The sequence below is a fragment of the Candidatus Thiosymbion oneisti genome (genome assembly GCF_004359955.1).
Lineage (GTDB): Bacteria > Pseudomonadota > Gammaproteobacteria > Chromatiales > Chromatiaceae > Thiosymbion > Thiosymbion oneisti.
Map to the genome: position 1 here is coordinate 1 of NZ_SMSC01000065.1, position 3,902 is coordinate 3,902.

General features: G+C 62.6%; 6 protein-coding genes and 1 other RNA gene. 2 read left to right on the forward strand and 5 right to left on the reverse strand.

What is annotated here, in order from left to right; all coding sequences use genetic code 11:
• The 5 genes from E1958_RS19250 to E1958_RS19270 form a co-directional block, all read right to left on the reverse strand.
• Positions 1-284 (reverse strand): hypothetical protein (locus E1958_RS19250; protein WP_208108625.1); only part of this gene is annotated, 284 nt, incomplete at its 3' end.
• A gap of 145 nt (positions 285-429) precedes the next feature.
• Complete coding sequence (locus E1958_RS19255) at positions 430-1,053, reverse strand: 5-formyltetrahydrofolate cyclo-ligase (RefSeq protein ID WP_133513315.1); 624 nt, start codon at positions 1,051-1,053, stop codon at positions 430-432.
• A non-coding RNA gene (gene ssrS / locus E1958_RS19260) (6S RNA) lies at positions 1,050-1,235 on the reverse strand. Before ssrS ends, E1958_RS19255 begins: the two co-directional genes overlap by 4 nt.
• A 13-nt stretch (positions 1,236-1,248) precedes the next feature.
• Complete coding sequence (locus E1958_RS19265) at positions 1,249-1,602, reverse strand: cell division protein ZapA (RefSeq protein ID WP_133513316.1); 354 nt, start codon at positions 1,600-1,602, stop codon at positions 1,249-1,251.
• The gene (locus E1958_RS19270) at positions 1,599-1,808 is read right to left on the reverse strand and encodes a TIGR02449 family protein (protein ID WP_089725895.1); all 210 of its coding nucleotides are present in this window, start codon (positions 1,806-1,808) and stop codon (positions 1,599-1,601) included. The genes E1958_RS19265 and E1958_RS19270 overlap by 4 nt, the downstream gene beginning before the upstream one ends.
• A 126-nt stretch (positions 1,809-1,934) precedes the next feature.
• Between E1958_RS19270 and E1958_RS19275 the strand changes: the two genes are divergently transcribed.
• On the forward strand, positions 1,935-2,504 hold the full coding sequence (locus E1958_RS19275) for a UPF0149 family protein (protein WP_133513317.1): 570 nt from the start codon (positions 1,935-1,937) through the stop codon (positions 2,502-2,504).
• Positions 2,501-3,820, forward strand: a complete 1,320-nt coding sequence (gene pepP, locus E1958_RS19280) for a Xaa-Pro aminopeptidase (protein ID WP_133513318.1) — start codon at positions 2,501-2,503, stop codon at positions 3,818-3,820. The genes E1958_RS19275 and pepP overlap by 4 nt, the downstream gene beginning before the upstream one ends.
• Positions 3,821-3,902: the final 82 nt, after the last annotated feature.

Sequence of the window (3,902 nt, forward strand, 5' to 3'; positions counted from 1 at the left end):
TTTTCCTTAATCTTTTCAATGTCAGCCACCATTTTCTTCAGTCGATTGACCTTTTCGTCCTCTTTCCCTTCGGCAAGTGCCAGCACCACCTCGGACAAGACCCCGAGCTGTTTGCCATAGCTGGCTACTTTCTCTACGACCTCTTCCTCAATTCGAGGGTCACCACTAAAGTGAAAATGCGAAGTCAACCGGGTCCCATGGCCTACGTCTACACTGACATCCCTACTTGAAAGTCCCTGAACGTTCAACCAGGGAAAGAACTGCGAAAAAAAAGATGGTGTCATGGAGGCTTCCTTTGAATGTTTTTTCGACCTGCTTTACTTTATCCGCAGATTACGCGGATTTCCACGGATTGTTTCGTTTTTTCGTCTGTGGTGTTGGTCGTTCCTCAGCAACCGATCTTTCCGCGGCCCGTTCGGTGGGCACAGCCTACCCTAGATGCGCGTCCTTCCGTGAATAGATGCATGCCTCGGTCACGATCATATCCAAAGGTACATCCCACGGGTTCGGTGTCAGCGCCTCCACCCGCTGGCACTCGTGGGCGATGCCGATCAGCCGGGGGCGGCGCCAGTGGCGGCGTCGGCGCAGGTAGGCCAGGGTGCGGTCGTAATAGCCGCCCCCCATGCCCAGCCGGTTGCACCGGGCGTCGAAGCCGACGAGGGGGACCAACAGCAGGTCCAGGGCCCAGGGGAGTCGGACGCGCCGGTTGCGTAGACGGGGCTCGGGGATGCCGAAGCGGTTGTTTGCCAACGGGTCGCCCGGACGGTACTCCAGGAACCAGAGCCTCCGGTGCGGGTGGGGCCGGAGCACGGGCAGGAAGCAGCGCTTGCGACGGGTATGGGCCTGCTGCAACAGGGGGCAGGGATCGATCTCGCCGTCTGAGCTCCAGTAGGCACCGACGCGGCAGGTGCGCAGGAAAGCGATCTGCCTGCCCAGGGAACGGGCCAGGGCACGGGCATGGCGCCGTTGTTCGGCGGGACCGAGTGCTACCCGCGCGGCACGCAGGCGGCGTCTGAGGGTGCCAGCAGGGGTCATGGAAATGGGAAGCGACATCCCCCGCCGGTGCCGACATGGACCTTTGTTCTTGAACCGGACGGTTCAAGTGGGGGCGGGGAAGTCGGCTTCAGGCTTTCCGCTCCGGGCGGACATGCACAACGGCCTTATTCCTATTGCCCCCAGGGTACGATTTAGGCTCAAGAAAATACCCAGGCCACTCGCGTACACCGCAGGGGATGTCTAAACCGCAGGTTATACCGTTTCGTCCCGCGCGTCCATCTGATGTTGCGTCGCCGGGGCATCCTGATGTTGCGTCGTCAAGGTATCGCCGAGACGCTTTTGGAGGTCTCCCAGGCGTCGGTCGAGCTCCTGCTCGCTTGGCGTTTTGCTGCTCTGGATCTTGGCCAACTCGTAGGCGATATTCAGGGCCGCCATGACGGCTATCCGGTCGGCGCCCAGGATGCGCCCGGTTTGCCGGATCTTGCGCATCCGCTCGTCCAATAGGCGTGCGGCTTCACGCAGGCCCGCCTCTTCGTCCGGCGCGCAGGAAACCCGGTATTCCTTGTCCAGGATCCGGACCGAAACGGCAATGGGCTCCTCGCTCATAGCTCTTCCTCCATGGATTTCAAACGGGCGATCATGGATTCCACACGGCTGCGGGCCAGCTCCGTCTTTCCGATGAGTTCGGCCCGCTCCGTGACCAGGTGATCTTGGCGCACACGCAACGAGTCGTTCTCTTCTCTAAGGTGACGGCAGGTGAGGATCAACTCTTCTACCTGCCGCTCCAGGGTGTCGAGGTCGAAGTTCGGCACAGGCTATGCTTCCCAAGGGATAACTGGAGGGCACTATAGAAGGCGTCGGCGCTGGGGTCAATTCATTGCGCACCATGCTATGATGAAAAGTGGCCTTCCCGTAGTTTCCGGCACCGGCCCCCAGCGATGCAAGCATCAGATTTTTGTACTCATTATCATGAGCTTAACGAGCGGCTGGCTGTCTCCGCTCTAGGCCCCAGCGCTGCCGAGGCCCACGGTATTCTGTGCGCCATGCTGTGTACCGGCGAGCCGCAGGCGGCGGAGTCCTGGATCGCTGAGCTGCTGGCGGGCGCCGCCGCCGATCGCTCGACTGCTGATCCCTCGACCTGGGCATGTCGGCGTTCCTTGCAGGACCTGGCGGCGCGTACCCGGACGGGGATCGCCGACCCGTACCTGGGTTTCACACCACTGCTGCCCGAGGACTCGGCACCCCTGGCGGAGCGGGCAGTGGCTCTCTACGATTGGAGCCGCGGCTTTCTGTATGGCCTCGGGCTAGCCGGGATGGATGTGAGCCAGTTCTCGGGGCCGGTCCGGGAGGTCTGCGACGACTTTGCCGCCATCACCCACCTGGATCTTAAGGATTTGGACGATTCCGAGGAAAATGAGCAGGCCCTGACGGAGCTGACGGAGTTTGTCCGGGTGGCGGTCATGCTGGTTTACGAGGAGCAGTGTCCCGTGGCCGGAGTGGGTCGATGACCGCTGCGGAATACAAACGTCGCCGCCGGCGGTTGGCCGCCGCCATGAAGCCCGGCAGCATTGCCCTCCTGGCGGCGGCTCCCGAATCGGTTCGCAACCGGGATGTACATTACCCGTACCGCCAGGACAGCGATTTTTTCTATGTGACGGGTTTCCCTGAGCCGGAGGCGCTGGCGGTCTTGGTACCGGGGCGCAAGGAGGGCGAGCTGGTGTTCTTTTGCCGGCCGCGCGATTCCGAGCGGGAGCTGTGGGAAGGCGCGCGCTCCGGTGTCGAGGGGGTCCGGCAGGACTTCGGCGCCGCTGAGGCCCACCCTATCGATAAGCTGGACGAGGTCCTGCCTAAGCTGCTGGAGGACCGGGATCGGGTCTACTATCCGGCGGGCGCTAACCCGGCGCTCGACCAACGCCTGATGGAGTGGGTCAATGTGGTACGGGGTAAGGTGCGCTCCGGGGTGCATGCTCCGACCGAGTTCGTGGCCCTGGAGCGGCTGCTGTCCGAGCAGCGTCTTCGCAAGAGCAAGGCCGAGCTCAAGATCATCCGGCGGGCAGTCCGGATTTCCGCCGCTGCCCACCGCCGGGTGATGCGCCTGTGTCGGTCCGGGATGAGGGAATATGAGCTCGAGGCCGAGTTCGTGCAGACCTGCGCCGCCCGCGGGGGGCGTTTCCAGGCCTATCCCCCGATTGTGGGCAGCGGCGCCAATGCCTGTGTGCTGCACTATGTGGATAACCGCCACCGGCTCGCGGACGGGGAGCTGGTGCTCATAGATGCCGGCTGTGAGCTGGCGGGCTATGCCGCGGATATTACCCGCACCTTTCCGGTCAATGGCCGCTTCAGCCCGCCCCAGCGGGAGCTCTACGAGCTGGTGCTGGCGGCCCAGGAGGCGGCCATTGCCAAGGCGGTGCCCGGCAACCGCTGGAACGCGATGCACAAGGCCGCCGTGCGCACCTTGACCGAGGGACTGGTGGAGCTGGGGATCCTCAAGGGCGGCAGGAAGGCGGTCCCCAAGCTCATTAAAAAGGAAAAGTACAAGCCCTATTTCATGCACCGCACGGGCCATTGGTTGGGCATGGATGTCCACGACGCCGGGGACTACCGGGTCGGCGGCAAGTGGCGGCGGCTGGAACCCGGCATGGTGCTCACGGTGGAGCCCGGACTCTATATCCCGGCGGATCGCACCAAGGCCCCCGCGCACTACCGCGGCATCGGCATCCGGATCGAGGACGATGTCCTGATTACCGCCGAGGGCAATGAGGTCCTGTCCATGCGCGCGCCTAAGACAGTCGCGGATATCGAATCCTGTATGAGTGATGAGTGATGAATGTTAGGCTCTAATTAGGAATTGAATGATGGAAATACTCTCAAATCCCTGGGTTGTTGGTATCGGCGGCGGTATACTA

What these genes read in the sequence shown, in the direction of transcription:
- E1958_RS19255 (WP_133513315.1), bottom strand. Translation starts at nt 1,053, where the DNA reads ATGTCGCTTCCCATTTCCATGACCCCTGCTGGCACCCTCAGACGCCGC.
- E1958_RS19265 (WP_133513316.1), bottom strand. Translation starts at nt 1,602, where the DNA reads ATGAGCGAGGAGCCCATTGCCGTTTCGGTCCGGATCCTGGACAAGGAA.
- E1958_RS19275 (WP_133513317.1), top strand. Translation starts at nt 1,935, where the DNA reads ATGCAAGCATCAGATTTTTGTACTCATTATCATGAGCTTAACGAGCGG.
- pepP (WP_133513318.1), top strand. Translation starts at nt 2,501, where the DNA reads ATGACCGCTGCGGAATACAAACGTCGCCGCCGGCGGTTGGCCGCCGCC.